The sequence below is a fragment of the Chryseotalea sanaruensis genome (genome assembly GCF_003990915.1).
Classification (GTDB): domain Bacteria; phylum Bacteroidota; class Bacteroidia; order Cytophagales; family Cyclobacteriaceae; genus Chryseotalea; species Chryseotalea sanaruensis.
The window spans coordinates 634,496-660,938 of record NZ_BHXQ01000001.1; the positions used below are offsets into that span (position 1 = coordinate 634,496).

At 41.2% G+C, this 26,443-nt stretch carries 18 protein-coding genes; 6 read left to right on the top strand and 12 right to left on the bottom strand.

Annotation, left to right across the window (positions count from 1 at the left end; all coding sequences use genetic code 11):
- The first annotated feature begins 3 nt into the window (after positions 1-3).
- Positions 4-2,673, top strand: a complete 2,670-nt coding sequence (locus SanaruYs_RS02595; RefSeq protein WP_127120941.1) for a glycoside hydrolase family 3 protein — start codon at positions 4-6, stop codon at positions 2,671-2,673.
- 9 nt (positions 2,674-2,682) lie between these two features.
- Here SanaruYs_RS02595 and uxaC read toward each other — a convergent pair whose 3' ends face one another.
- From uxaC to SanaruYs_RS02620, 5 genes are read right to left on the bottom strand one after another with little or no spacing between them, the layout of a single operon-like run.
- Complete coding sequence (gene uxaC, locus SanaruYs_RS02600; protein WP_127120942.1) at positions 2,683-4,104, bottom strand: glucuronate isomerase; 1,422 nt, start codon at positions 4,102-4,104, stop codon at positions 2,683-2,685.
- A 10-nt stretch (positions 4,105-4,114) separates the two neighbouring features.
- Positions 4,115-5,296 (bottom strand): mannonate dehydratase, encoded by a 1,182-nt coding sequence (gene uxuA, locus SanaruYs_RS02605; protein WP_127120943.1) that lies wholly within the window; start codon positions 5,294-5,296, stop codon positions 4,115-4,117.
- A 16-nt stretch (positions 5,297-5,312) separates the two neighbouring features.
- Complete coding sequence (locus SanaruYs_RS02610; protein ID WP_127120944.1) at positions 5,313-6,053, bottom strand: SDR family NAD(P)-dependent oxidoreductase; 741 nt, start codon at positions 6,051-6,053, stop codon at positions 5,313-5,315.
- Between the two features lie 23 nt (positions 6,054-6,076).
- Positions 6,077-8,239 (bottom strand): alpha-glucuronidase family glycosyl hydrolase, encoded by a 2,163-nt coding sequence (locus SanaruYs_RS02615; RefSeq protein ID WP_127120945.1) that lies wholly within the window; start codon positions 8,237-8,239, stop codon positions 6,077-6,079.
- A gap of 11 nt (positions 8,240-8,250) precedes the next feature.
- Complete coding sequence (locus SanaruYs_RS02620) at positions 8,251-9,279, bottom strand: LacI family DNA-binding transcriptional regulator (protein WP_127120946.1); 1,029 nt, start codon at positions 9,277-9,279, stop codon at positions 8,251-8,253.
- Between the two features lie 180 nt (positions 9,280-9,459).
- On the opposite strand from SanaruYs_RS02620, the gene SanaruYs_RS02625 reads away from it, so the two are divergent.
- From SanaruYs_RS02625 to SanaruYs_RS02645, 5 genes are all read left to right on the top strand, one after another.
- Positions 9,460-11,640 (top strand): glycoside hydrolase family 3 N-terminal domain-containing protein, encoded by a 2,181-nt coding sequence (locus SanaruYs_RS02625; protein WP_127120947.1) that lies wholly within the window; start codon positions 9,460-9,462, stop codon positions 11,638-11,640.
- A gap of 16 nt (positions 11,641-11,656) precedes the next feature.
- The gene (locus SanaruYs_RS02630) at positions 11,657-13,282 is read left to right on the top strand and encodes a sodium:solute symporter (protein ID WP_127120948.1); all 1,626 of its coding nucleotides are present in this window, start codon (positions 11,657-11,659) and stop codon (positions 13,280-13,282) included.
- Positions 13,283-13,373: 91 nt separating this feature from the next.
- Entirely contained in the window at positions 13,374-15,053 is a 1,680-nt protein-coding gene (locus SanaruYs_RS02635) for a glycoside hydrolase family 43 protein (protein ID WP_127120949.1), read from the top strand.
- 111 nt (positions 15,054-15,164) lie between these two features.
- Positions 15,165-15,944 carry an HAD-IIA family hydrolase gene (locus SanaruYs_RS02640; RefSeq protein WP_127120950.1) on the top strand — a complete coding sequence of 260 codons (780 nt, stop codon included), beginning with the start codon at positions 15,165-15,167 and terminating at the stop codon, positions 15,942-15,944.
- Between the two features lie 112 nt (positions 15,945-16,056).
- Positions 16,057-17,598, top strand: a complete 1,542-nt coding sequence (locus SanaruYs_RS02645; protein ID WP_127120951.1) for an alpha-N-arabinofuranosidase — start codon at positions 16,057-16,059, stop codon at positions 17,596-17,598.
- 87 nt (positions 17,599-17,685) lie between these two features.
- Here SanaruYs_RS02645 and SanaruYs_RS02650 read toward each other — a convergent pair whose 3' ends face one another.
- From SanaruYs_RS02650 to SanaruYs_RS02680, 7 genes are all read right to left on the bottom strand, one after another.
- Positions 17,686-18,801: an aldose epimerase family protein gene (locus SanaruYs_RS02650; protein WP_127120952.1), complete on the bottom strand. Its 1,116-nt coding sequence runs from the start codon at positions 18,799-18,801 to the stop codon at positions 17,686-17,688.
- 33 nt (positions 18,802-18,834) lie between these two features.
- Positions 18,835-20,136, bottom strand: coding sequence for a galactokinase (locus SanaruYs_RS02655; protein ID WP_127120953.1), 1,302 nt, complete (start codon positions 20,134-20,136; stop codon positions 18,835-18,837).
- 3 nt (positions 20,137-20,139) lie between these two features.
- A complete protein-coding gene (locus SanaruYs_RS02660) occupies positions 20,140-21,153 on the bottom strand; it encodes an FIG domain-containing protein (RefSeq protein WP_127120954.1) in 1,014 nt (337 codons plus the stop codon).
- Positions 21,150-22,193 carry a galactose-1-phosphate uridylyltransferase gene (galT, locus tag SanaruYs_RS02665; protein WP_127120955.1) on the bottom strand — a complete coding sequence of 348 codons (1,044 nt, stop codon included), beginning with the start codon at positions 22,191-22,193 and terminating at the stop codon, positions 21,150-21,152. Before galT ends, SanaruYs_RS02660 begins: the two co-directional genes overlap by 4 nt.
- A 72-nt stretch (positions 22,194-22,265) precedes the next feature.
- On the bottom strand, positions 22,266-23,390 hold the full coding sequence (locus SanaruYs_RS02670; RefSeq protein ID WP_127120956.1) for a Gfo/Idh/MocA family protein: 1,125 nt from the start codon (positions 23,388-23,390) through the stop codon (positions 22,266-22,268).
- Positions 23,387-25,333, bottom strand: a complete 1,947-nt coding sequence (locus SanaruYs_RS02675; protein ID WP_127120957.1) for a sialate O-acetylesterase — start codon at positions 25,331-25,333, stop codon at positions 23,387-23,389. The genes SanaruYs_RS02670 and SanaruYs_RS02675 overlap by 4 nt, the downstream gene beginning before the upstream one ends.
- Before the next feature lie 9 nt (positions 25,334-25,342).
- Positions 25,343-26,440 carry an endo-1,4-beta-xylanase gene (locus tag SanaruYs_RS02680; protein WP_127120958.1) on the bottom strand — a complete coding sequence of 366 codons (1,098 nt, stop codon included), beginning with the start codon at positions 26,438-26,440 and terminating at the stop codon, positions 25,343-25,345.
- Between the last annotated feature and the right edge of the window lie 3 nt (positions 26,441-26,443).

Sequence of the window (26,443 nt, forward strand, 5' to 3'; positions counted from 1 at the left end):
GGTATGAAGTATACAGTACCTGTTCTTTACCTCACCCTTGCTATATCGTTATTGTTCAATACCGATTCATCAGCACAGCAATTTCCTTATAAGAATGCCACACTTCCTGTGGAAGTTCGGGTAAAAGATTTATTGAACCGGATGACAGCCGAGGAAAAGGCCTGGCAGCTTTTTATGATACCCGGTGACTTAGATCACCGTGAACCAGAACAGTACAAGCATGGTATATTCGGATTACAGGTAAGCGCAGCCGCACAGGGTACTGAAAACACACAACAGCTCCTGCGGTATAATACTACCGAAAATGCCTTGGCTTTGGTGCGTAAAATCAACAGCATTCAAAAATTCTTTGTTGAAAAAACAAGGTTGGGTATTCCTATCATCGCATTTGATGAAGCCCTGCATGGATTGGTGCGCGAAGGTGCTACCAGTTTTCCGCAGGCCATTGCTCTTGCTGCTACTTTTGATACGACATTAATGAAACAAGTTGCTCATGTAATCGCCATGGAGGCAAAAGTGCGTGGGATACGCCAGGTATTATCACCAGTGGTAAATATTGCCAGCGATGTGCGTTGGGGCCGTGTAGAAGAAACCTATGGCGAAGATCCATTCCTCACTACCGAAATGGGTGTTGCTTTTGTAAAGGCTTTTGAGCAGATGAACATTATCACCACCCCAAAACACTTTATTGCCAACGTAGGAGAGGGCGGTCGCGACAGTTATCCGATTCATCACAACGAACGTCTATTGGAAGAAATACATTTCCCGCCTTTCATCGCCTGTATTGATAGAGGTGGTGCGCGTTCTTTAATGACGAGCTACAATTCTATTGATGGCACAGCAGCCAGCATGAATGAATGGTTGTTGAGAAAAAAATTAAAAGAGGCATGGGGATTTTCCGGTTTTGTAATTTCAGATGCCAGTGCCGTTGGAGGTACCACTGTGTTGCATAATACAGCCCAGGATTATCCGACCTCAGGCGAGCAAGCGCTTAATGCCGGTTTGGATGTTATTTTCCAAACACAGTATAAACATTTTGATCTGTTTAGTCCTGCATTACTGGGTACTACTGTTGATCATGCAAAAATTGATGAAGCAGTAGGTCGTGTTTTAAAAGCAAAGTTCGAATTAGGTTTGTTTGAAACTCCTTATTTATCGGAGAAAGAAGTTGAAAAATTAATTGATCAAAAGCTTCATAAGAAAGTGGCGAGAGAAGCAGCATTGAAATCTATTGTATTACTGAAGAATGATAATGTAATTTTACCACTCAAGGCAAATATCTCAACCATAGCTGTAATTGGTGAAGAGGCTAAGGAAGGAAGATTAGGTGGCTATAGTGGTAAAGGAAATGGTGTAGTGAACATACTTGAGGGTATTAAGCAACGTGCAACAAAACAGACTGTAGTTTATGCTGCAGGATGTGGAAGAACCAGTGAGACCTTCACAGTCGTTTCTGGTCAATACCTCACGAGTAATAATAGTGCAGGATTGGCCGGTGAGTATTTTAATAACCTCGACTTCTCAGGAAATCCGGCATTGAAAAGAAATGATGAACGCATTGATTTTCATTGGACACTTTACTCACCGGATAAAGTAATCAATAATGGCTATTATTCAGTGCGTTGGTCAGGTCAAATTCAGGCACCTGAAACTGGTTCTTTTAAAATTGGCTTGGAAGGTAATGATGGATTTCGTTTATACCTGGATGACAAACTGATTATTGACCGATGGGGAAAACAAAGCTACAGTACGAGCTTAGTGGATTATGCATTTGAAAAGAATAAAAAATACAACATTCGAATTGAGTTTTATGAACCTGTCGGCAATGCCCACATCAAATTGGTTTGGGATGTTGGTGTGCCAAATGACTGGCAAGCTAAAATTGATGAAGCTGTAAATGTTGCAAAAAAAGCAGATGTTGTTATCATAACCGCAGGCATAGATGAAGGCGAGTTTCAGGACAGAGCCATGCTTCAGTTGCCGGGACATCAAGAAGAATTAATTAAACAAGTGACTGCCACTGGCAAACCCGTTGTAGTGGTCTTGGTTGGCGGCAGTGCCATAACCATGAATAACTGGATAGAAGAAGTGGAAGGTATTGTTGATGTCTGGTATCCGGGTGAAGAGGGCGGCCATGCACTGGCTCAGGTTTTGTTTGGAGATTACAATCCTGCAGGAAGGTTACCCATCACTTTTCCCTTACACGAAGCGCAACTACCACTGATTTACAATCATAAGCCTACTGGCAGGGGAGATGATTATAACAATTTGAGTGGCTTACCATTATTCCCTTTTGGATTTGGTTTAAGCTACACAACTTTTGCCTACCGGAATTTGAAACTTGAAAAAAGTGAAATAGCATCAGGTCAGCCTACTACACTTTCATTTAGCATTACCAATACAGGCACTCGCGATGGAGATGAGGTAGTGCAGCTGTATCTAAAAGATGTATTGGCTTCAGTGGCGCGACCTGTTTTAGAACTCAAAGGATTTCAGCGGATTACGCTAAAAGCAGGTGAAACGAAGAATCTAACATTTACCATAACACCTGAGATATTAAAGATGCTGAACGCCAACATGGAATGGGTTATAGAACCCGGTAATTTCGAGTTATTGATTGGCGCTTCGAGCAGAGATATAAGATTGAAAGCTGTACTGACTGTAAAACCCTAAGCATATTCTTTAAAACTTCAGGTATTCTTTAGCGTTATAATAGCAAACGTCACCTACAATTTTACCCAGCCATTTTTCATCATGTGGTAGCTCACCACGCACTACATCATCACCCAGCATATTGCACAGTATCCTTCGGAAATATTCGTGGCGGGGGAAAGACAAGAAGCTTCTTGAATCGGTGAGCATGCCTATGAAGCAACTGAGTAAACTCATATTCGAAAGTGCATTCAGTTGTTTAGTGATACCATCTTTTTGATCTAAAAACCACCAACCTGATCCGTATTGTATTTTTCCTTTTATGCTACCATCATTGAAATTACCAATCATGGTTGCCATTACTTCATTGTCTGCAGGATTGAGATTATACAGTATGGTTTTTGTTAGCTGATTTGTCTTATCCAATTCATTCAGAAATAAACTCAGGTTTTCAGCCTGACTATAATCTCCGATAGAGTCAAAACCTGTGTTGGGGCCAAGGGTGCTCAACAAGCGGCTATTGGCATTGCGTAAAGCACCAAGGTGAAATTGTTGCGTCCAGCCTTTGGCATGGTAAAGTTTCCCTAGTTGCAGGAGTATGTCTGCTTTAAAGCTTTCAATCTCCTTCGCCTCAAGCGAAGCACCAGACAATACCTTTGAAAAGACATGCGCAGCATTAACAGTTCCACTTTTAACGAAATAGATTTTCTCAAGTCCATGATCGGATAGTCTGCATCCGGCTGCTTGGAAATAGTCAATACGTTTGCTCAACGCCAGCAACAGCTGTTCATAGTTGTTAATACTGATGCCTGATACTTCGCTGAGTTTTTGTAAATAGCTTTTGTAAGCTACAGGATTTTCAATAGCATAAGCAGCATCTGGCCTGAAAGCCGGAAGGATTTTGCATGCGAAGCCTTCGCGCTTTATAGTTGCATGCTGCTCTAATGAATCAATAGGATCGTCTGTTGTGCAGATTAACTCAACATTCATTTTTGAGATTAATCCCCGGGTGCTGTAATTCGACTGGTTCAGTTTATTGGAGACCTCATCATAAATAGCACGTGCTGTAGCGGGTGACAACAATTGATCAACATCAAAATATCTTTTCAATTCCAGGTGCGACCAGTGGTATAAAGGATTACGCAAGGTGTAAGGCAGCGTGTGTGCCCACTTTTCAAATTTTTCGTAGTCGCTGGCTTTCCCTGTTATATAATGTTCATCAATACCAAGTGTCCGCATGGCTCTCCACTTGTAGTGGTCACCTTCAAGCCAGATACTTGTCAGATTTTTAAATATTCTGTCCGTTGCTATATCATCGGGTGGCAAATGACAATGGTAATCAAGTATAGGTAAATCTTTTGCATAGGTGTGATACAAAACTTTGGCTACAGGTGACTGCAGCAAAAAATCATCGTGTATAAATGATGCCGTGTTTGTGCCTGACTTACTCATTTGTGTTATATTATCTGTCTTGCTTGTATTGTAAACTTGCCAAACCTCTTTCCAGGCCTCGTAATTCTGCCAGCCCTTTCAGTCGGCCAATGGCAGAGTAACCAGGGTAGGTTTTCTTTTGTAAATCATCTAACATCTGATGACCGTGGTCAGGGCGCATGGGAATGGACTGCTTCGTCTTATTCATCAAGGCCAATACTTCATTGACAACGGCCGGCATATCGGCATCACCCTCCAGGTGATTGGCTTCATAAAAATTACCATACTCGTCACGTTTAGTGTTGCGCAAATGAAGGAAATGAATGTGTGCTCCCAGTCGCTTTATCATGCCGACTAAATCATTGTCGGCTCTGGCACCAAAAGAGCCTGTGCAAAAACAAAGGCCATTGGCAGGAGAGGGGGCAGCTTCAATTAGTGCCTTTGCATCTTTTTCATTACAAACCACGCGGGGTAGTCCTAAAACTGAAAAGGGTGGATCGTCAGGATGTATGGCAAGCTTCAGGTGAAGTGCTTCTGCAACGGGTACCACCTGTTGTAAGAAATAAAAAAGATGCTGTTGCAATTTGACCGCATCAATATGTTTGTATTCCTCTAAGGCTGCAAGAATTTGTGCAGGTGTAAAACTTTCATCACTGCCTGGTAAGCCCAGCAATGCATTTTTAAACAGTGATTGTTTTTCTTCCTCGCTGGCGCTTGCAAAAAAATCTTCTGCCTCCTTAATTTCTTGTGCAGAATAGTCTTGTTGTGCTCCGGGTCTTTTTAATAAGAATAAATCGAATGCTACAAAAGCAGCTTTTTTAAAATACAAGGCTTTGCTTCCGTTTGGTAGAGTATAGGATACGTTGGTGCGCAACCAGTCGAGGATGGGCATAAAGTTGTAGGTAACAACTTTTAGGCCACAGGCAGCAACATTGTGTAAACTCTGCTTGTAGTGCTCAATGTATTGCTTGTAGTTGCCGCTTTGCTTTTTAATGTCCTCGTGTACGGGCAAACTTTCAATGACAGTCCAGGTTAGTCCTGCAGCCTCAATTATTTTTTTTCGTTTTTCAATTTCTTCAATACTCCAGACTTCACCTACAGGTATGTGGTGCAATGCCGTTACCACGCCTGCGCAACCGGCTTGTCTGATATCGCTTAAGCTTACCGGATCAGCAGGGCCGAACCAACGCATGGTTTGTTCCATCAAAATCATAGACGATGCTGTTATGTTAGAATCCTATAGAGTTACCACCATCCACAGGCACAACTGTGCCTGTTAAATAACTGGCTTCATCAGAAGAAAGATAATAGGCTGCATTAGCAATGTCTTCCGGCATACCAAGTTTACCCATAGGGGTACGTGACAATACCTTTTGTTTTCTTGCAGGATCATTATCGAGCGCTGCCGATGACATGCGTGTGAAGATGAAACCCGGAGCAATGCAGTTTACCCGAATACCCAGCGGACTTAGATCCACCGCCATGGCACGTGTCATACCTTCAATAGCAGACTTGGAAGCGGAATAAGCAATGACCTGAGGAATACCGTACTGCGAAGCCATTGAACTGATATTGACGACACTACCACTTTTTTGTGCAATCATTACTTTGGCTACTTCGCGCGACAAGCTGAAAACGCTATTGACATTAGTGAAGAGAATGCGTTGAAAGTCTTCATCGGTTACTTCAACTAAATTTTTCTTCATGTTAATGCCGGCATTGTTTACCAGTATATCAATTCGGCCTTTTTTGCTAACAATATTGTTGACCAGTTCCGGAATGCCTTTCAGGTTAGTGAGGTCAAAAACAATGGCTTCACAGTTAGCACCAAACTCTTTGCAGGCATTGTCAAGGTTCGCTTTATCACGACCGATGATGAAGGTATATATGTTATTGGCTGTAAATTTTTTGGCTATAGCATAACCTAATCCTGATGATCCTCCGGTTACGATGGCAATTTTTTGCTCCATTTCTATTTAATATTTAGTAGTTGTTACCACTCTGACTTAATGCCAGGTGCATAGGGATAGGTGAGGTTTTTGTAATACTCTAATGAATGCTTGGGTGATGGTAATGTTGATGGGATAGGTTTTTTAGAGAATGTCTGGAAATAGAGTAAGCAGGCATCGCGCCAGATGCTGGCTTCTTCATATTGCAAAGCCAGCAATGATGTTACTTCATCAAATCTTTCTTTATCTACTTTACCTTTCAGTGATTGCCAGTTTTCCTGCATCCACTTAACAGAATCTACACCCTCATAATAGCGATGGCATAGTTCATCCCACAATGTCCTGCCTGACTTCATTTGGTGATCCCAGGGAACATGGTGAAACCAAAGTAAAAACTCTTCGGGACAATCTTTTAGCGATGAGAATTTAGCAGCTACTGCCTTGGAGTATTGTGATACGGCATCACTTCCTGTAGCCGTACGGTTAAATCCTATGCCTAAGCTATCCGCTTTGTGGTAATAGACCGATGTCCAATCTGCGCGGTGTTTATCTTTAATCCAAGGAGCGGGTCCGTGGTGGTGACTCCAACCCATGAGGTGATGCAAACCCAGCGGAGTCATGTAGTTGACTGTAATTTCACGGGAAGCCATCATTACTTCCTTAACAGGTTTTATCACGGCCTCTTCGTTAGAGAAAGTCATGCGTATCCATTCATCAGCAATGGCTTCTGATGATCGTGTGTGGTTCCATGCCAATCTGCCGAATGCATACCAGTTGGCTTGTGCGAAAGGATGTCCGCACCAATTGATATCGGTACCGATATTTGCAACACCGGCAATACCGGTTAATGCATGTTTGTCAATTGTGCCATCAACGATGCGGGCCACACTAGCCATCTGATCACTGGTTTTTGTATCAGCCTCAAGGCATTCTTTAAACATAGTGGAGAGATAGACCAGGTGTGTGCTGAAGCCTAGATATTCTTGTGTGATTTGAAACTCCATCATCAAAGGTGTTTTTGGCATCGCACCAAATAAAGGATGAAATGGCTCGCGCGGCTGAAAATCAATAGCTCCGTTCTTAACCTGCACCAATACATTTTCTTTAAAAGTTCCATCTAGGGGTTTAAACTCTGTATAGGCTTGCTTGGCACGATCGTCAGGTACATTGTTGTCGTATACAAAAGCCCTCCAGATCACTACGCCTTTATATGGCTCAACAGCTGTAGCCAGCATGTTGGCACCATCTTTATGTGTTCTTCCATAGTTTTGTGGGCCTGGTTGCCCTTCTGAATTTGCTTTTACCAAAAAACCTCCAAAGTCCGGAATGCGCTGGTAGATCTCTTTTGCTTTATCATTCCACCATTGTTGTACCCGTTGATCTAACGGATCGGCTGTAGGTAAGTCACCTAATTCAATAGGGGCGCTGAAGCGGGCAGTTAAATAAACTTTTATACCATAGGGGCGAAAAGCATTCGCAAGTGCTTCGACTTTTTTCAGATAATCTTCAGTTAAGATATTTGCGTTGGCATTTACGTTAGTCAGTACTGTTCCATTAATGCCAATAGAAGCATTGGCTCTCGCATAATCCAGGTAACGCTGATCTATATATTGGGGCAATTTATGCCAATTCCACAAAGAGAAACCTGCATAGCCACGCTCAACAGTTCTATCAAGGTTATCCCAATGATTTAAAACGCGTAATTTGATTTTAGGTATTTCAGTTACAGCAAGTTGGTGAATGGGTTGCTCAGTTTGAATCAAACGCAGCAAATGGAATACTCCGTATAAAACGCCAATATCTTCATTGGCAGCAATCAGTGTAATTTTTTGTTTGTCTTTAGTAATTGTTTGAATGGTGTAACCTTCATTACCCAGCGTAGAAGCGGAAGTGTTTTGTAAGTATTGTTTGATAGCAGGTGATTCAATACGCCCGCAAATAATTAAATTTCCTTTGCTACCAGCGTTTTTGTTTTGTGTTATTGATGATCCGAATAAACCCAGTAGACCTCTGCTGAGTTCATCAGACGCAATCGATAGGGTAGGACTGCTGCCTTCAATTCTGAAACTGGTAATTTGCTTTTTGTATTCAGCAAGCTTTTTATCATTTGTCAGCTTTGCATAGCGCAACCAAAGATCATAGCCATTTTCTGATTTTCCTGTAATGAAAATTAAACAGCCTAATAGAATGAGGTAGGATAGTCGCAATGGTTTGGGATTTAGTGTTTTCTTTTTCGTAAAGAGGAGTCCCGGATAATTAAATTATGCCTGAGTACAATGGTGTTTAAATTACCGCTGGGTTGCTTTTTAAGTTTATTGATCAGCGTAGTGGCCGCGATCTCACCCATTTCTTTTCCGGGATAATTAATGGTAGTGAGATTGGGTTCGATGACTGTAGCAATGGGTTCATTATTAAAACCAACTACGGCAATATCTTCAGGCACACGAACACCGGCACGTTTTAATTCACGTATACAGGATACGGCAGAGATATCATTGGCAGTGAAAATCCCATCAGGCAATTGCTTCATGGTTAAAATCTTTTGAGTGGCCACAGCTGTTGCCTGATCAGTAAGTTCAATGTTCAATACTAATGATTGATCAAATTCAATATTATGTTGTTGCAAGGCTTGTTTATATCCTTCAAGACGGTCGGCATATACATTTCTGTTCACGTTACCATCTATGTGAACTATGCGTTTGCAACCTTGTTCCAATAGGTGGATCGTTGCATCGTACCCCGCCTTTTTATTGTCTATAACAATGCTGGTACAATCCGGGTGTTCAATTACGCGGTCGAAGAATATTAATGGCACCTGCTTCTTAAGCAACTCTTCAAAGTGATCAGTGGTTTTGGTTTCGTTAGCAAGTGAAATCATCAAGCCATCAATACGACTATTATACATGGTCGAAACACTATTCACTTCTTTTTTATAAGATTCTTGCGACTGACTTATAATCAAATTGTAACCGTGTGCATTGGCTACCTTTTCAATACCGGATATAACAGTAGAATGAAAATAACTTTCAAGGCGGGGAATGATTACACCGATTGTATTAGTGTTCTTTCTTCTTAAGTTAGTAGCAAACATGTTTTGCTGATAACCCATTTTTCGGGCGGTGTCAGCAATTCTTTTCTTGGTGTCCTTTCCAATACCGGGATGATTCTTAAGTCCACGGCTTACAGTAGCTGGTGAGATACTGAGTGCTTCTGCGATGTCATAAATTGTTATTTCCTTTTTTGTCATATCAATCGCTTACGTGGGAAATTCGAAGTAAAAATAGGAAAATTTGGCATTTTAAAAATAAATTTATGCAATCGGTTGCATTATAAGTTCAATTTTATTCCTTTTATACTTCCTTAAAAAAGGGTGTTTCAAGCAAAATAGAGCCTAAATACGAACCGAGCGTCAATTAAACAGTAGTTTATGCAACAAAAATACATTTTTACCCTTGTTTTGATAAGCCTTGTCAGTCATTGTTTGGCACAGGATACTCCCGTTTTTCGGGACGTTGATAAACCCTTAGAAACAAGGGTGCAAGACCTTATTAATCAGCTTACTTTAGAGGAAAAAGTGTATCAAATGATGCACAATAGCCCGGCAATTCCGCGCCTAAATATGCCAGCGTATAACTGGTGGAATGAAGCGCTGCATGGTGTGGGCCGTGGCGGTGTAGCAACGGTATTTCCTCAGGCTATTGGACTGGGCGCCACCTTCGATGAAGACCTAGCATTTCGTGTTTCTTCCGCCATCTCTGATGAAGCGCGTGCTATGTTTAATGCATCGGTAGCTAAAGGATTTCATAAACAATATGGAGGCCTTACTTTCTGGACACCCAATATCAATATCTTTCGTGATCCACGTTGGGGAAGAGGTCAGGAAACATATGGCGAAGATCCATACCTCACTTCGAGATTGGGAGTCTCATTTGTAAAAGGGCTTCAGGGTGATAATCCTAATTATTTAAAAACAGCTGCTTGTGCCAAACACTTTGCCGTACACAGTGGGCCTGAAAAATTAAGACATGAGTTCAATGCACTCTCATCATCTAAAGATCTGTGGGAAACATACCTGCCTGCTTTTAAAGCACTGGTTGACGCAGATGTAGAAGCTGTTATGTGCGCATATAACCGTACGAACGATGAGCCTTGCTGTGCCCACAATTTTTTACTAACGGATGTACTTAGAAAAAAATGGAACTTTAAAGGACATGTTGTAAGTGACTGCTGGGCTGTAGTAGATTTTTATCAGGGCCACAACGTAGTTAAAACAAAAGCTGAAGCAGTTGCACTGGCCGTTAAGAATGGCGTAAACCTGAACTGTGGTGATGAATATCCTGCCCTGGTGGAAGCAGTCGAGAAGGGACTCATCACTGAAAAAGAAATTGATGCTGCACTTGCTGTATTATTGCGCACCCGCTTTAAATTAGGGTTATTCGATCCTGCTGAAAGCAACCCGTATAATGCTATTTCGACAGATGTAATTAATAGCAGTAAACATCGTGCCCTGGCCCGCGAAGCTGCGCAGAAGTCAATTGTTTTGCTTAAGAACAATGGTGTGCTGCCCTTAAAAAATAATCTCGCCAAGTATTTTGTAACCGGTCCGAATGCCAGCGATGTACAAGTGTTATTGGGTAATTACTATGGCGTAAACCCGCAGATGGTAACAGTATTGGAAGGGCTTGCGGGTGCCGTTGAGGCAGGTAGTCAACTTCAATACAGGCAGGGAATATTACTGGATCGGGATAATGTTAACCCGCAAGATTGGACTACCGGTAACGCTGCTAACAGCGATGCTACATTTGTAGTATTAGGTATTTCAGGTTTACTGGAGGGAGAAGAAGGTGAGTCGATAGCCTCACCTTACTTTGGTGACAGACTTGATTATAACCTTCCAAAAAATCAGATTGATTTTCTGAAAAAGATACGCGAGAAGACTACAACATCGGTTATTGCTGTGGTTACAGGTGGTAGCCCCATGAACCTTGCCGATGTACATGAACTGGCCGATGCTGTTTTGTTAGTATGGTATCCGGGACAGGAAGGAGGAAATGCAGTAGCTGATATTGTATTTGGAAAAATTTCTCCTTCCGGGCGTTTGCCTGTCACGTTTCCTAAATCGCTGGATCAACTTCCTGCCTACGAAGATTACACCATGAAAGGCAGAACCTATCGTTACATGGAGGCGGAACCATTATATCCTTTTGGTTTTGGATTAAGCTACACCCAATTCGAATATTCTAACTTAACACTATCGAAGAGTTCCATTAAGAAAAATGAGAAAATTGAAGCGCAGGTAACACTTACCAATAAGGGTAATGTTGTAAGTGAAGAAGTAGTACAACTTTACTTAACGGATGTAAAGGCGAGTACAACAACGCCCTTATATTCTTTAAAAGGAATTCAACGAATTACGCTTGAGCCGGGAAAATCTGTTGTGGTCTCTTTTACGATCACACCTGATATGCTTATGTTAGTAGATGATAAAGGAAACTCCATACTTGAGCCGGGAGCTTTCACTGTTTCAATTGGCGGTTCATTACCCGGAAACAGATCTGATCAATTAGGCGCTGCCAAGACCTTACAAACCAATTTTACAGTAAAATAATTTTAATGATTTAAACATGGAAATTCTATCAACATTAGACTGGGTAGTTATTGCCCTTTACTTTCTTGTTATTGCCGGTATAGCAGCCTGGTCGATGAAGAAGAAAAAGGAATCAACGGAAGATTACTTTTTAGCAGGACGGAATATAGGTTGGTTTGTAGTAGGTGCGTCTATTCTTGCCTCTAACGTGGGCAGTGAACACGTAGTAGGTTTATCCGGTACAGCAGCTGAAACAGGTGTGATCATGGGACATTATGAACTGCACTCATGGATTGTATTACTATTAGGTTGGGTATTTATTCCTTTTTACATACGCAGTGGTGTGTTTACTATGCCTGAGTTTTTAGAAAGGCGGTACAACTCTTCGGCTCGCTGGTTTCTTTCGGTAGTCTCATTACTTAGTTATGTTATTACAAAAGTTTCAGTAACAGTGTATGCTGGTGCTGTAGTAATTGCAACCTTCATGGGTTTTGATTTCTGGACAAGTGCTTTAGTGTTGGTTGTGTTAACAGGTATCTACACTGTGTTAGGTGGTATGAAAGCCGTTGTGTATACAGAAACACTTCAAGCTATTCTGTTGATAGTAGGATCAGCTATTCTAACCGTTCTTGGCTTAATTGAATTAGGTGGTTGGGATGCTATGATTGCAGCAACACCTAAGGAGAAGTTAAATATGTTTCCTCCTTTAAGCCACCCGGAGTTTCCATGGGCAGGTATTCTTTTCGCTTCGCCTATTGTTGGTATCTGGTATTGGTGTACTGATCAATATATTGTACAGCGTTGTCTTACGGCAAAAAATGAACAAGAGGCCAGGCGCGGGACTATCTTTGCAGCGTACTTAAAACTTTTCCCTTTCTTCATTTTCCTTGTGCCAGGTTTAATAGCCACCGCATTAGTAAGTGCTGGTAAATTAGAATTAACGAGTGCTGACAGCGCTTTCCCAACGTTAGTAAAAACATTGTTACCGGCAGGTCTTCGTGGTTTGATAGCAGGTGGATTGTTGGCTGCTTTGATGAGTTCATTAGCCTCTGTATTTAATTCATGCTCTACTTTGTTCACTATGGATATTTACAAAAAGGTAAGACCAGAGAGTTCAGAAAAGAAGTTGGTAGCTGTAGGCAGAATTGCTACAGGTGTAGTTGTTATACTCGGTATTTTGTGGATTCCTGTAATGAGTGGTATCTCAGGTGTGCTGTATCATTATTTGCAAAGTGTGCAATCGTATCTGGCTCCTCCAATTGCTTCAGTCTTCCTGCTAGGTTTATTCTACAAACGCATTAATGCAAAAGGTGCAATGGTAACTTTAATCACGGGTGCTGTTATCGGATTTTTACGCATCATACTAGAACTTAATAAGAGTTCATTAAGTGGCTTGGTTTACGAATTTGCCAATCTTAACTTCCTGTACTTCTGTATTCTGTTGTTTGTTTTTTCAGTGGTGTTATTATTGGTTGTTAGCTTACTGACAGACAAACCTTCGGAACAACAAATTCAGGGGCTAACGTATGCCACTATTGTTGCAGAAGACCGTGAGAAAACAAGAGCAAGCTGGACAAAGTCTGATGTTGTGCTTTCTGTTATTGTGCTGTTTCTTATTGCAGCCATTTTCATGTACTTCTCTCCAATTGGTGTAGGTGGATAATCAACGATGAAATGGCATTTAAATATTTTGCATCAACAACAAAGGATTATTTTGGCCATTCCATGTGACCTTAAATAAAAGCTACAGACACATGAAAAAACTAAGTCTTTTAATTCTCATGCTTGTATTGTTTGCCTGTCAGACAAAACGAGAACAATTCACTAATCCGATATTGGCTGGCTTTTATCCTGATCCCAGCATTTGTAAAGTAGGTGAGTACTACTATTTAGTGACTTCTACTTTTGTCTACTATCCGGGTATTCCAGTTTTCAGGAGTAAGGACTTAGTGAATTGGAAATTGATTAGTTATGTGATACACAAACCCGAAATTTTTAATGTTGAGGGTTCCAGAGTATCTCGTGGCTTATTCGCTCCATCTATTCGTTACCACGATGGTCTATTCTATGTAAGTTGTACCTTGATAGATCGTGGCGGTAACTTCATTTCCACTTCAGCCGATCCGGAAAAGGGCTGGTCTGATCCTACGTGGTTTCCACAAGTCAATGGCATTGATCCATCTCCGTATTTTGATGAAGATGGACGGGCCTATTTAATTTATAATAGCATAGCTCCTGATAACGCACCATTGTACGATGGCCATAGAACCATCCGCATCATTGAATTTGGCATAGATAGTTTAAACGCTATTGGTGAAGAATCAATTTTGATTAATGGTGGTACCGATTTAAGTAAAAAACCAGTCTGGATCGAAGCACCTCATATTTTTAAAAAAGATGGCTACTACTATTTGATTGCTGCAGAAGGAGGCACTGCCTATCAACACTCTGAAGTAGTGTTCAGAAGCAGGTCACTTACTGGACCTTATATTTCATATGAGAAAAATCCAATCCTTACCCAACGTCATTTGGATCCAAAACGTACTAACCCGATTACAACCACGGGCCACGCTGATTTTGTTGAAACAGAAAATGGTGAGTGGTGGGCTGTGTTTCTTGGCTGCAGACCTTACGTTGATAAAGATTACTACAATAATGGGAGGGAAACATTTCTGGCACCAGTGAAATGGATTGATGGATGGCCTGTAATTAATCCTGATTTTGATGAAGTGCGATACACCTACGACTATCCTCTTCCAAAGGCAGAAACAGGTAGCCGACCGCAAAGTGGAAATTTTATCTTTAAAGATGACTTCAGTACTGATCAACTTGCATTGGAGTGGATGTTTTTACGTGCTCCCAAAGAAGCCTGGTATTCGCTATCAGATAAAACCGGCTCTCTTAACTTGAAGGTGAGACCCGAACAATGTACAGAATATGTTAATCCAAGTTTTGTAGGTCATCGCCAACAGCACTTGAATAGTAGCGCAAGCACTTCGCTGAGTTTAGAAACACAAAAGGAGAATGAAAAAGCTGGCTTATTAATTTTTCAGAATGAGGAGCATTTCTACTTTTTATGTAAGTCAGTTGCCGATGGTAAACCTGTTGTTCAACTATATCAATCCGGAGTAAAGGATTCAAGTATGTTATTACTCGTTTCAAAGCCTCTTGATATAGCAACAAGGGACATTCGCTTAAAGATTGAAAGTAAAGGTGATCAATATGCTTTCTATTATGCAACAAATAATGTTGATTGGATTTCAATGGATAGAAATGTTGACGCTAAATTTCTAAGTACACAAGTAGCAGGAGGTTTTGTAGGATGTATTTATGCCATGTACGCAACTTCATTAGGTGAACCAAGTACGGCAACAGCAAGTTTTGACTGGTTTAGTTACGAAGGTGATGATGATGTTTATAAGCAGAAGCAATGATTGTTCGTGCTAACGTTGCAATCGTTTTCGTTATTTACAGGTTTTAAGATTGTATAAAACTTTATAGTCATGTGCTTATTGAATAAGATGCTTGTGCTTTAACTTTATAACATGGCAAAAGGATTATTAATTGATATGGATGGTGTGATCTACGGAGGAGATACACTTATTCCCGGTGCTGATCAGTTTATTGATCGCTTGTTGAAACAAGACATTCCTTTCATGTTCATGACTAACAATAGTCAGCGAACACGTTTGGAAGTAGTACGCAAGCTTAAGAAGTTAGACATACATGTTTCAGAAAGTCATGTCTACACAAGTGCTATGGCTACAGGAAAATTCTTATCAAGTCAGATACCGGATGGTACTGCCTTTGTATTAGGTGAAGGAGGACTGGTCAGTAGCCTGAACGAAAATGGCATTACCCTTGTAGATACCGAACCTGATTTTGTGGTATTGGGTGAAGGGAGAAATTTCACCCTGGAAAGTGTGCAGCGTGCTGTGGATATGATCTTAGCAGGTGCAAAATTGATCACCACCAACCGTGATCCCTCGCCCAAAAAGAAAGGCTGGGCCAACTTAGGTATCGCAGCGACTACTGCGATGATTGAAGAAGCTTCAGGAGCAAAGGCATTTGTGATTGGAAAACCAAGCCCTGTGATGATGCGCTCTGCGCGCAAAGCCTTGGGCCTTGAAACTGCAGACACCACGGTGATTGGCGACACTATGGATACCGATATACAAGGAGGGGTGCAGATGGGCTATCATACCATTTTAGTATTGTCAGGTGTTACAAAAAGAGAAGACCAACATAAGTTTGCCTTTAAGGCAGATTTGGTTGTTAATTCAGTGAGTGATATTGAACTTCCGCTGCCATGGTGGCAGTATTGATGGTTGGCAGATATCTGTTTAGATACTTGCAAGAATAAAATTTCAAATTTCAAATTTCAAATTTCAAATTTTAATAAAATAAGCAGTCGGAAGGATTTTAAGTACATTGGTTATGAAAAAAATAATTTCACTATTCTTTCTGGGATTTTGCTCCCTTGCTTTGCTGGCGCAAAACAAAATCGTCTTGCATGTTGACTCCGCTAAGACCACCATAAGCAAACACATCTACGGTCATTTTGCTGAACACTTGGGAAGATGTATCTACGATGGTATCTATGTGGGAAGAGATAATGCGAAAATTCCGAATACATCGGGAGTACGCAATGATGTTATAAAAGCACTTAAAGATTTACAAATCCCTAATCTTCGTTGGCCTGGTGGATGTTTTGCAGACACTTATCATTGGAAAGATGCCATTGGCCCTTTCAATGAAAGAAAACATATCGAGAATTTGTCATGGGGTAATGTGCGCGAAGATAATAGTTTTGGCACCAATGAATTTCTTGATCTATGTGAGTTGTTAGGCGCAGAACCTTATCTCGCACTAAATATGAACAGCGGTACTATTCAGGAAGCCATGGAGTGGGTACAATATGCCAACCATGCAAATGGTACAAGCTATTTAACTGACATGCGTGCGAGGAATGGCCGCGCTAATCCCTGGAAAGTGAAGTATTGGGGAATAGGAAACGAATCATGGGATTGTGGGGGAAATATGTCGGTTGATCACTACATCAATTTGTACAAGCAATATGCAACTGCCATAACAAGTTACAGCAACACAGAAAAACTATTCCGAATAGCAGTAGGCCCAGGCACACCTGACTATGCCTGGACTGAAACACTTATGCGTGACATACCAGCGAAACGATTAGAGGGTATATCTATACATCACTATTCAGTAATTAATTGGAGTGCTAAAGGTTCTTCTTTTCAGTTTAGTGATGAAGAGTATTTTAAAACCATGCAACAGGCATTTCGCATGGAAGATTTTATTACCAGGAATAGTGAAGTAATGGATAAATACGATCCTGCTAAAAGAGTTGCTTTAATTGTTGATGAGTGGGGGGGATGGTATGAGGAAGATCCATCTGGAAAAGGACAGCTGTATCAACAGAACACCATCAGAGATGCCATGATTGCCGGCCTTACCCTAAACATCTTTAACAATCATGCTGATCGGGTGAAGATGGCTAACCTTGCACAAATCGTTAATGTGCTTCAGGCTGTCATTCTTACAAAAGAAGAAAAGCTCATTCTGACACCTACCTATCATGTTATGGAGATGTATAAAGTACATCAGGATGCCCTTTTAGTCCCGGTTACTGTTCAGACTAATAATTTTGTTGTGGGTAACAATCAATTGCCAGCGATCTCCGCTTCTGCTTCAAAAGATACAGCCGGCAAACTGAACATTTCCTTAACTAACATTGATAATAAGAAAAGCCAGAGTATAGAACTTAGTGTAGGTTCTTTTAAGGTAAAACAAATCAAAGGCAGAATACTAACATCATCAACAGTACAGGATCATAATACATTTGAGAACAGTAATAAAGTGAGTCCACAAGAATTCAAGAAAGCATCTTTCGCTAAGGGAACGGTAAGTTTAACAATGCCTCCCAATAGTGTTGTTGTACTGGAATTGAGTGAATAACCTAAAGCTTGAATACTATTTTACGTACTGATGTCAATCCATCAATTCCAGTTAATCGGTGATATCATCGAGTATTATGATAAAAGACTACTGAGTAGAAAATTTATACACACTGGTTTGTTTATATGTTTCACCTGGCTGCAATATCGTATTGGGAAATAAAGATTGATTCGGTGAATCAGGAAAACGTTGCGGCTCCAAGCAGAAACCTGCATGTTTCTTATAAATGATATCGTTAGTTCCTTTTAGTGTTCCATCTAGAAAATTACCGGAATAAAATTGTAAGCCAGGTTCGGTAGTGAACAGTTCCAGTTTTCTCCCACTTTTACTTTCAACTACAGTAGCGGCCAAAGCAAGTTTGTCTTCCCGGTTGTTTAGCACAAAGTTATGATCGTATCCGCCAGTTACCTGATCAAGGTCTCTTCCCATAGTTTTAAACTGATTAAAATCGAAGGCTGTATTTGCTACGGGTGCTAAAATACCTGTTGGAATTAACATACTGTCAACAGGTGTTATCTGATCAGCGTTAATCATTAATTCATGATCTAAAATTGTCTCACTGCTGCCATAGGCTAAATTAAAATAAGCATGATTCGTAAGACTCACGGGTGTAGCTTTATCAGTAGTAGCAGCGTAATCAATCTGCAGGGCATTGTCTGACTTCAGGGTCATAATCACTTCTGCAGTCAGGTTTCCAGGAAACCCTTCTTCACCATCCGGACTCAGGTAGGTGAATTTTATACTACTGTCAGATAGTACTTTTACATCCCAGATCTTTTTATGCAAACCTTCTGCACCACCGTGCAAGGTATTGCCATTGTTATTAGCAGTAAGTTGATAAGTAGTGTCATTTAAGGTAAATGTCGCTTTCCCAATTCTGTTGGCAAAACGTCCTATAGTGGGGCCGATATATGGATTAGTCTCTTGCAGGTAACCTGCCAGCGAATCGAAACCTAACACTACATTTCCTGTAACACCTTGCTTATCGGGCACAAGAATTTTCGTGATAGTGGTTCCGTAGTTCAGCACCGTTACCTGCATGCCGGATTTACTCTGAAGTGTGTACGCAACAATTTCTTTATTATTTATCATACCGAAAGCTTGCGTGTTGATTGATGCATCAGTTTCCTGTTTTGACTGACAGCTCCATAAGCAGGCAACACCAACTAAAACAATCAGATTCTTTATTTGAGTAATAGTCATAAACTTTGGTTATGATAAGTTAAAAAATCAATTTTATAGAAATAGCGAAAGGTCTTCTCCATAATGTTCGCATAACTCGCGATGGAGTTCATGTACTGCGGTTAAACCTTCTTCACCTGTCGCCATCATACATACTGTTCCTCCATTACCACCACCTGTAATGCGTGCACCTGCAATTCCTTTTTTAGTCAGGGCCAGTTTTACAATAGTATCTGTCCGCACAGTCCCCAGGCCACAAATGGAATAACTCTCGTGCGTCTCCAACATGTAGGTGCCCATTTGTTTAATGAGCCCACTTCTGTCTGCAGTATTTGGAGTCGTATCTAAAACAGCAAGACATGCAAGAAATTGTTGAACACGGTAATTCTCATAAACCGGATGGATAGTGCAGGCCTTTACCTGATAGGTCTTATCCGGATCCACAACGGTAACACTATCAGTAGTTATGCCATATTGCTCAAGAAAGGTGATCCCTTTAATACTTTCAGGAAGTAAATGCTCGAAACGTTGTTTAAACTCATCGATTGTAATGTTACATAAATAGCCATTGTATGGAAGTGTTCCTAGCTTTTTTGAACGGATAACATCGTGGTTATTTAGTCCCAACGCATGGGCCACAATAGCATAGCCCATAAAGGCGGCACAACGGACATCGCTATACGAAGCGCCTGCTACGCTATGCCTTATGCCACTGTCAATACCGATAAAGTGAATGTCTTTCGGTATTTCAATACTATCTTTTACCTGATCGGGTTGGCAAACAATGGGCAGCAGTGTGCCGGGTTTCCCGAAACATGAAGCAAGCTGATCCATTAAGCCACAAGGTGCACCCACAATGAGGTTCTCTACCCGTTGAGCCAATACAGGAAGTTCTGTAGATGAGAAGGTAAGGTTGAAAGCTTTTGCGATGGCCTGCATGCTAGCCACTTCAACAGACGCAGAAGAGGCCACACCTTTTCCATTTGGTACTTGTGAAACCAGTTTCATATCGGCACCTCTGAAGTCTATTCCCTTTTCTTTTTGTAAGACCAATGCACAACCTAGTATGTAGGCAACCCAGGCACTTGGTTGGTGTTGCTTAAATTTTTGTTGGGCGTAATCGTATTGCACTTCACTACTATTCAGATAATCTCGGAAATCGCCATTAAATATTAAGCTTTCACCTCCGCTTAGTTGACTAACTATATAGCACTGATAATCATTACGTAATACAAGCTCAACGAAAGTTTGTTGCGTAATGGCTTTCTGTAAAACAAGTGAGCCTGAGTAATCGGCTATGCCGCCCATAACGTCTAATCTTCCTGGTGCCGATGCTTTAATTATTGGTTCATTCATCGCTTACAGCAAGTGATATTTTTTTAATAAGTCAATAAAAATCGTTTTCACTTCTTGTTCAATACGTGCATTACCATAACCTACCCAGTTAATCTCACTGTGCAAGTCGAGCGGTGCATTTAAAGTCTGTCCATGGCCATCTGTAATGATGATACCCGCTTCTTCACCAATCAAATGAGCGCAGACATCGTAAGGGTGACAAACATGACCACCTTCTTTACCTTCACGCTTCATTTGCTGATATAGTAATCCGCGAACATCTGCTACGAAACGATCATGTCCCATCAGCAATTCATACAACTGACCACCGCTTGAAATATATTGATCTTCAAAAACGAGGGCTTTACCAGATGGATTAGGTGGGGCGAGCTGCTTTATCAAGTCATCTTCGATAGCGGCCAGTATCTCACGTCCCGGAGGAAAGAAACGGGCGAGTTGGGCAAAGCCACCGAGTATGGTTCTGGCATTTGTTGGACTGATATCTTTTTTCTGCTTTTCACCCGTTAAAATATTATCGGTATAAGTATAACTACCTTTCCCTTTAACAGCCCAGAGCACATCAGATTTGTATTGTTTGCTTGTTGGCAATTCCACCATTACGGCTACTTCAATATCAGAAAGGTTCGTCTTCAAACCCTTATTTGGGGCTGCCCCAGCTAGGTAAAAAGCAGATCGTTTATCATACATTAAGCCACGTGTACCGTCAATGGGATCAATGATCAGTTTTATTGCTGCTTTTTCGTGTGTACAGGTTGCAGGTAAAACCATCCCCTGATTATCATCTCCAATTCCTTCAGCTAAAAGAATAATCCCTCCAAGGCCAGCACTATATTTTTCAATAACCTGAACAAGAATATCCTCCACATCCCGATCAATCACATAGATGGTATCTTCTTTCTTTTCTTCATGCACTGCTGACAATGCCTGATGAGACGAGACAGCTAAGGCCCGAATGACATGTTGCCTCACTGCTTTACCAGCCTCAATAAGCATTTCTTTAATCAATGCATGATTCATCGCTCATAGGGATAGTTGTGCGTGTTTATTTTTCTTAATTCAGTAGCTTTGTCTTCAGGCATGGTATCGGCCATAAAGTTTCCTCCTCCAATTTCAGGGCCAGCCAGGTACTTAATCAGACCGGGTTGCCGATAAGGTGGTTGTAACCATAAATGTGTTCTGAATTCGGCATAGTTTCCGCCATCTACCGGAGCCTGCATGATGGACATTACGTAAGGGAAGTCCATGTTGAAATTCATGTCCATTCTGCGAACTGTTTCATGAAAGACAGCAGACAGTCCTATGATCTCTTCTTTACTCATGCTTATTAAACTTGAGTGCGCTTTCTTCGGAAAAATCATAGTCTCGTAAGCATACCTGGCGAAGAAGGGAATGAAAGCGATCGCAGAGTCATTTTCAGCAATTATTCGAACACCATGCATCCTTTCGGTAGTAATGATGTCTTCAAAAATATTGCGTTGATTTTTCTTCTCATATTCTTTGGCAACCCGTATCTGTTGCTCAATAAACTTAAAAGTGAAATCGGTAGCGTAAACCTGACAATGGGGGTGGGGATTACTTACACCTACGGCCTCTCCCTTATTCTCAAAAAAATGAACGTACTTAATGGCTGGATTTTTTTCAAAAGCCGCCATCTCCTCTTGAAAGGACTCGAATACCTTCACCACATTATCCAGTTTCATTCTTGACAGGGTCATATCATGACGCGGATCATAACATACTACTTTAGCAACACCCAGGGCACTGGCGCGTTTATAAAGTCCGGTATGGTCAGACTCCTGAATGATTGGGGCTTCCAATCCAACTACGGGCAAGTCATTCTCAAAAATAAAGATGTCCTTGTATTGCGGATTTAACTTTCCGTTTACGCGGCTATTTCCAGGACATAGATAGCATCCGGGATCATGCTCATATGTTTTTTTTGTAGTTAGTGGTGGAGCGCCCTGCCAGGGGCGACTATTGCGATGAGCTGAATAGACAACCCATTCTTCTCTTAAGGGGTGCCAGCGTTTTTCCCACTTGCCTTCTGTAGTACTCACTTTTTAAAAATTCAATCTATATGGTTCTATTTTTTACTTTTCTAAAGAATCTTGGATTTTATCCATCAGCGATTATAAAACAATACGCTTTCCTGTTTTAGCTGCTTCGTAAATAGCCATTAATAATTTTACATCGCGTTTACCCATTTCACCAGGCACACGCGTTAGTTTATTTTGTTTTACACATAGTGCAAAGTCATCCATTTGTAAGGCCTGTTGATTTGTTGGTTTAAAATCCAGTGTGCCCAGAGAACTTTTACCATGAATGCCATTGTAGCTGAAAGCAGACTTTAGTTCAAATAAACCCTTCTCAGTTTTTGCGTTAATGAAATTCATGCCGTCTTCATAACTGGTACTTCCTTCAGCAATTATTCCATCAGGCATTTCGAAAGTCCAGCTTATTGATTGCTCAACTTCTTTAAAACGTTTAAGGTCCGTCTTTACACCTTCCTTGGCAGTTACAGCGAGGGGCTCTTTTCCACTGAGGTAGCAGAATGCCTGGACACAATAAATACCAAGATCCATTAATGGGCCGCCACCCGCTAGCGTTTTATCAAGACGCCAGACATTGGGTGCTATGCTAAAACCAAAACCGGCTGACATGCTTTTCAGCTTGCCAATTGAATTCTCTTTCACAAGCTTTGTCAAAGCAAGATGATAAGGATCGAAATGCAAGCGATAACCTATAGAAAATTGCACTTTAGCCTTAGTGCAAGCCTGAATCATACGATCACAATCTTCTACTGTAGTGGCCATGGGTTTTTCACAAATAACATGCTTGCCTGCTTGTGCAGCACGAATTACAAATTCAGCATGCATGGAATTTGGCAACACTACATAGATGATATCAATGTCTTTGTTATTTGCAATGCTATCAAAGTTTTCGTAGCTGTAAATGTTTTTGTCCTCAATGCCATAACGTTCTTGCCAAGGCTTAATTTTTGAAGGAGTGCCCGTAACAATTCCGGCCAGGTAACAATGTTCGGTTTGTAGCAGGGCAGGAGCCAGCTGACCTTCAGCGTAGGAGCCCAGTCCCACAAGGGCAACACCGAGTTTATTCTCTTTACGCTTACTTATTTTTTTTTCCGCTTGCATGGCTGATAATGGAAATGAACTCAACAAGGGAATAGTAGCCGCCATGCCGAGTTGTTGCAAAAATTCTCTCCTGTTTTTTGTTAATCCTGTTTTCTCTTTCATCGTTCGCTAACATCAAATTGCTCAGTGGTAAAGGGTGATGCAGGCAATCCTTCTTTATTACAGAGGTTGGCCCCCTCAGGATTATCGGCCCATGCATAGCGCACAAAGGCAGGATTAGGTATGGCATCACTCCACACCACTATTTTATCACCCTCTATTTTTGCTTTAGCCCAAACGAACTTTTTGTCAGCCCCTGCAATGGCAAAGTATTTCAATTCTTTTCCATCACTGCTTGTTAAGCCTTTTCCGGTTGATGAAAATGTAAGAATGACTTGATTGCCCTTTATCGCAGATGATTGATATAAGGGTCCTGAGGCAACAATCTTTTTATCCCCATAGACAATGCGTTGTGCCTGAAATGCTAAACGCTTACCTACATCTTCTTTATTTAGTGGATGTATATCATTCCATTCGCCAATGTCTATGATAACAGCCATGCCAGTAGCCGGTACATTTAGCGTTTTCAACTGACTTTGACGGAGCGCTGCCCAGCCACTTTCGGTCGGTTCTGTTTTAACCTGCATAAAATTGGCAAGCTGAACAAATAGAAAAGGAAAGTCACCCTGCTTCCAATTTTCACGCCAGTTGCTTATCATGGCAGGAAATGAAGATGCATACTCAACAGGATTTCCGGTATTAGATTCCCCCTGATACCAAATCACACCTTTGATGGGAAAGGATAAAAGTGGCGCTATCATGGCATTGTATAAACCAACCGGTTTCCATCGAATAAAAGTCGGACCTTGCAAGGGGGGCATTATGGCACCTACCTTAATTTTCCATTGTCCTTCCAATGAAAGCGTATCACTTGCAGAAGCTATGAAGTAGGGCTTATCTTCCACAAAACCACCGCGCCCTGCACTATTAATAACTCGTACAGCTATGGTGTTTTCACCTGCCTTTAAAATACCTGCAGGTACTTCATATCTTCTGGGAGGATATTGATAGCTGGTTGTACCAACAAATACATTATTAACAAATACAGAATCAGCGTCTACAATGCGACCTAACCATAAACTAAGTTTTGTGCCCAGCATGGCTGATGGAATATTGATTTTCTTTCGGTACCAAACCACTCCATTTACATTTCCAATTGGACTGCTGGCCCAATACGCAGGCACATTAATGGATTGCCAGTCAGTGTCATCCAAATCAGTTTTATGCCATGCTTTCAGTCCCTTATCTGTTGCGTTGGCTGTTGCGTACCAATCTTGTGCGCGTTTGTTATCGCTGGCTTCGATAGCGCGAATAACAGAATCACTTTTAAAGCGTTGTGCTTCTTTATAATGGTTTGGAAACTTCTTTAAGGCCTCTTCACTCATCCAGGCCTCAACCGGTGAGCCCCCAAGGGCTGAGTTGATCAGACCAATGGGTACCTGATATCTCGCATATAGATCTTTGGCAAAGAAATATCCAACGGCTGAAAAATTAAGAATGTTTTTAGGATTGGCCGCTTCCCAGATACCACCGGAAACATCTTGCTCCTCCTGTTTAAAATTATAACGGTCAGGCACAAGGAAGTGTCGTATAAATTGGTTTTCTGACTGAGCAATCTCAGTGCGGTATTTTTCTTTAACGCGCTCCATGGGTAATTCCATGTTGGATTGACCAGAGCAAACCCAGACATCACCAAACACTACATTTTTTACTGTAATGGAGGTTGTGCCGCTAAAGTGTAAGTCATAAGGACCGCCAGCCTTTTGTTTGGGGAGCTGAATAGCCCATTTACCAGAAGCATCGGTTGTGCCTTCATACTTTTTGTTTTGAAAAGTAAGTTGAATTTTTTCTCCGGGACTGGCCCATCCCCACAAGGAGAGTTGTATATCCCGTTGAAGCACCATACCATCACTGATAAGACGTGGCAATTTTATTTGAGCATGTGTTACCACAATGCTTGAAACAAATAATAAAATGATTAACAAGGTATTCCTCACCATCTTCATGAATGTAACTTAAAATTTAATTACTTCGAAATAAGCCTTTTTGGGTTTGAGTGCTTTATCAAACAAAAGCGGATAATCTTTTCTGTCCCTAACCGGAAAATCATCGAGCCAGCTACGTCTGTCCGAAATATTCCAGAATGTAACGCTGCTGATGGATGCTTTATGCTTCCTGAAAAGTTCAAAGCATGTTTTATACATTTCAATTTGTTCTTGCTCTTTAGTCGAAGTAAAGGTAGTATCGTAATCTTCTGCTTTCCGATCTCTGGCCTGATGTTCTTTAGGATATACAGAAATATCAAGCTCAGTGATTTGCAGCTGTAGGCCAGTCTTGGCAAAATCAGTAAGTGTAGAATCAAGCTGAGTATAAGAAGGCTCATTCACCGCCCAGTGCCCTTGCAAGCCAACACCGTGAATTGGTACACCAGCTGCTTTTAAGTTTGTGACTAAACGAATTATTTTTTCGCGCTTAACCGGATTAATCTCATTGTAATCATTGTAGAATAATAGGGCATCAGGATCAGCCTCGTGCGCATATTCAAAGGCCTTGGCGATAAATTCTTCACCAATAATTGTAGTCCATGGAGAAACACGCAGGTACTCGTCCCGTTTGTCGGATATGGCTTCGTTCACAACATCCCAGGCATATATTTTTCCTTTATACCTGGATACAACTGTGGTAATATGATCCTTTAAACGCTGTAGCAGTACTTCTTTAGTTACCGTATTTCCTGCCTCATCTTTAAACATCCAGTCAGGTGTTTGATTATGCCAGCATAATGTGTGGCCACGTAACCTCATGTTGTTTCGCTCAGCAAAAGATACAATAGAATCACTTTGTGACCAATAGTATTCGTTTTCTTTTGGGTGAATAGGTCCCATCTTCATAGCGTTCTCAGCAGTCATGCTATTGAACTGTTGGCGAATAAGTGAAGCTTCATCCGTCTTTAAGGCCCAGGGAGAAACGGCCACGCCAATCGTAAAATAATCCTGATAATAATCTTTCAGGCCTTTTTCCTTTTCCGTGTTTCCAGCTGTATCCTGCCTGGACTGGCAGGCCCAGAACAATAAAAGCACAAAGAAAAAAATGAAATTTACTACATATTTCATAGC